We start from the raw sequence: 2,474 nt of genomic DNA, 5'->3' as shown, positions 1-2,474 counted from the left end.
GCACCGCTGCCGGCGGCCGGGGGGTTCGCCGACGGGGCGGCGGGCATCGGCTGGGCGCTGTTGCGGTTCGCCGGCGCGGGAGGCGGTCCGCGGTACCGCGAGGCGGGGCTCGGCGCCCTGCGCCGTGCGGTGCGCGGCTCCCACGACGGCCAGGCGTGGTGCGGGGGGACGACGGGGATCGCGCTCGCGGTCGCCGACAGCCCCGAGGCCCTGGCCGACCCCGAACTGTCCGGCTGGCTGGCGGACCGGGCCGGTGAGCTGGCCGCGGCCCCCTCGCTCGCGGACGACAGCCTCTGCCACGGCGAACTGGGCGTGCTGGAGCTGCTGGGCCACGGCGCCCTGCCCCAGGCCCGCCCCCACTGGCTGCGCCGGACCGGCACCCTGCTGGCCGCCGCCGACCGGGCGCGCCCGCACTGCGGGACGCCCGGACACGTACCGCACCCCGGGCTGCTCACCGGCCTGTCAGGAATCGGGCACGGGCTGCTGCGGGCGGGATTCCCCGACCGGATCGGTTCCGCCCTGCTCCTGCGCCACTCCCCCGGGATCCGCCCGGGGCGCCCGGCCCTCTCCGTATCCCCGTCACCGACCACGGTCGATGACCCGTCACCGGCGACCCGTCACCGATGACCCTTCCCTGATGACTCATCCCTGATCACCGACAAGTGAGGCAGACATGACGCAGATCAGCGAATCGGCCCTGTACACAGCCGCCACCACGGCGTACGACGGCACCTCCGAGCACCCGGCGGGCCGGATCTCGCTCGGTTCCGGCGGGGCGCTGGGGCTGCGCAGCAGACTTCTCAGCTCGTCTGACGGCGACGGCGGCTACGGCCCCGAGCTGCCGCTGACCACCTTCACCGCCCCGATCACCGCGTTCTGACCACCGTCACCGTACCGGTCACCGCGTTCCGACCCCCGTCACCGCCCCGGTCACCGCACTGTTCTGACCAGCCGTCGCCTCTCCGTTGCGCTCCGGCCCCCTGTGCCACCCCGCTTCGGCCCCTTTCGCGGGACAACGCACCGGATTCCGGCGAATGCGCCTACTGCCGCGCTCTCCACGGCTCCAGTAGCCTGCGCGCATGCGAGCCACTTCGCCGGTCATCGTGGGGCGGGACGACGAGATCGTCCTGCTGGGCAGCGCCCTGGACGCCGTGCGACGGCGTTCGGGGCGCGCGCTGTTCCTCCTCGGCGAGGCGGGGATCGGCAAGTCCCGGCTGGTCGGTGAATGCGCCTACCGGGCCTACGGGCTGGACATGCCGGTGCTGCGCGGGCGGTCCGGCTCGACCGGTCTGGTCGTACCGTTCCGTCCCCTGGTGGAGGCCCTCTCGTCCCACTTCCGGGCGGCCGGCACCCCCACGGACCCGGAACTGGCGCCCTACCACCCGGCGTTGGCGAGACTCGTGCCGGAGTGGCGCTCGCCCGCGTCCTCCGGCTACACCGAGACCGTCGTCGAACTGGCTGAGGCGCTGCTGCGGTTGCTGTCGGTACTGGGCAGGGACACCGGCTGCGTGATGCTGCTGGAGGACCTGCACGACTGCGACACGGAGACCCTCGCGGTCGTCGAGTACGTCGTGGACAACCTGGGGGACCTGCCGGTCCTGCTGCTGGGCACGCTGCGCCCGGAACCCGGCACGGCCCTCGACCTCGTCCGCTCGGCCGAGCAGCGGAACACCGCGCTGGTACGGGAGTTGGGCGCGCTGGACGAGGCGCAGGTGCACGTCCTGACCGGGGCATGTCTGGAGGTGCCGCCCGAGCGGATACCGCCGGACGTCCTGCGCCGGCTGACGGAGCGCGCCGCGGGCAACCCGTACCTGGTGGAGGTGCTCCTCGCGGATCTGCTCGACACCGGGCGGCTGCGGCGCACGGAGGGCGGCTGGGAGGCGGCGGAGCAGCCGGACGGCGCACTTCCGTCGCGCATCCTGCGCGGTTGGGCCCGAAGACTCGACCGGCTGGACGAGCCCACCCTCGGCAGCCAGTTCTCCGTGGGCGTCCTGCAGACCGTGACCGGTCTGGAGGACCGGGCCCTGTTCACGCATCTGCGCTCCGCGGTCGAGACCGGGGTGATCGCCCCCGACGGGGCGGCCCCCGACCGCTACGCGTTCCGGCACACGCTCACCGCGGAGGCGCTGGTCTCCTCGCTCGCCCCCGCGGAACGCGCGGCGCTCGCCCGCCGGGCCGCCACGGCCGTGGAGCGCTCGGGTGATCCGCTGGACGAGGACCGGCGTCAGCTCGTCGCGTCCCTGGAGCTCGCGGCGGGCAACCGCGCGGGCGCGGCGCTGCAGTTCGCCGAGGCGGGACGGCGGATGCTCGCGGCGGGGTCGCACGGTTCGGCCGTGGTGCTGCTGGAGCGGGCCCACTCCCTGGCGGCGGAGGCCGACCGGGCCGCCGTCACCGAGTCCCTGGCGGTGGCGAGGGCCGAGAGCGGGGACCTGGACGGCGCCTTGGCGCTGGCCGGCGCCTGTCTCTTATACACA

2 protein-coding genes and 1 pseudogene are annotated in these 2,474 nt (G+C 74.7%); all 3 read left to right on the top strand.

Annotated features, from left to right (window positions below; genetic code table 11):
* A partial coding sequence (locus IH13_RS0129465) for a lanthionine synthetase LanC family protein (RefSeq protein WP_031089099.1) occupies window positions 1-627 on the top strand: 627 nt, incomplete at its 5' end.
* A 46-nt stretch (window positions 628-673) separates the two neighbouring features.
* Entirely contained in the window at window positions 674-880 is a 207-nt protein-coding gene (locus tag IH13_RS0129460) for a hypothetical protein (RefSeq protein WP_031089097.1), read from the top strand.
* Window positions 881-1,079: 199 nt separating this feature from the next.
* A pseudogene (locus IH13_RS0129455) lies at window positions 1,080-2,474 on the top strand (ATP-binding protein); the annotation flags it as partial.

Source organism: Streptomyces sp. NRRL WC-3549 (genome assembly GCF_000721935.1).
In the GTDB taxonomy this organism is placed as follows: domain Bacteria; phylum Actinomycetota; class Actinomycetes; order Streptomycetales; family Streptomycetaceae; genus Streptomyces.
This window is presented reverse-complemented; position numbering and strand designations above follow the sequence as displayed.

Coding starts and splice junctions, on each gene's coding strand:
- IH13_RS0129460 (WP_031089097.1), top strand. CDS start 674: ATGACGCAGATCAGCGAATCGGCCCTGTACACAGCCGCCACCACGGCG.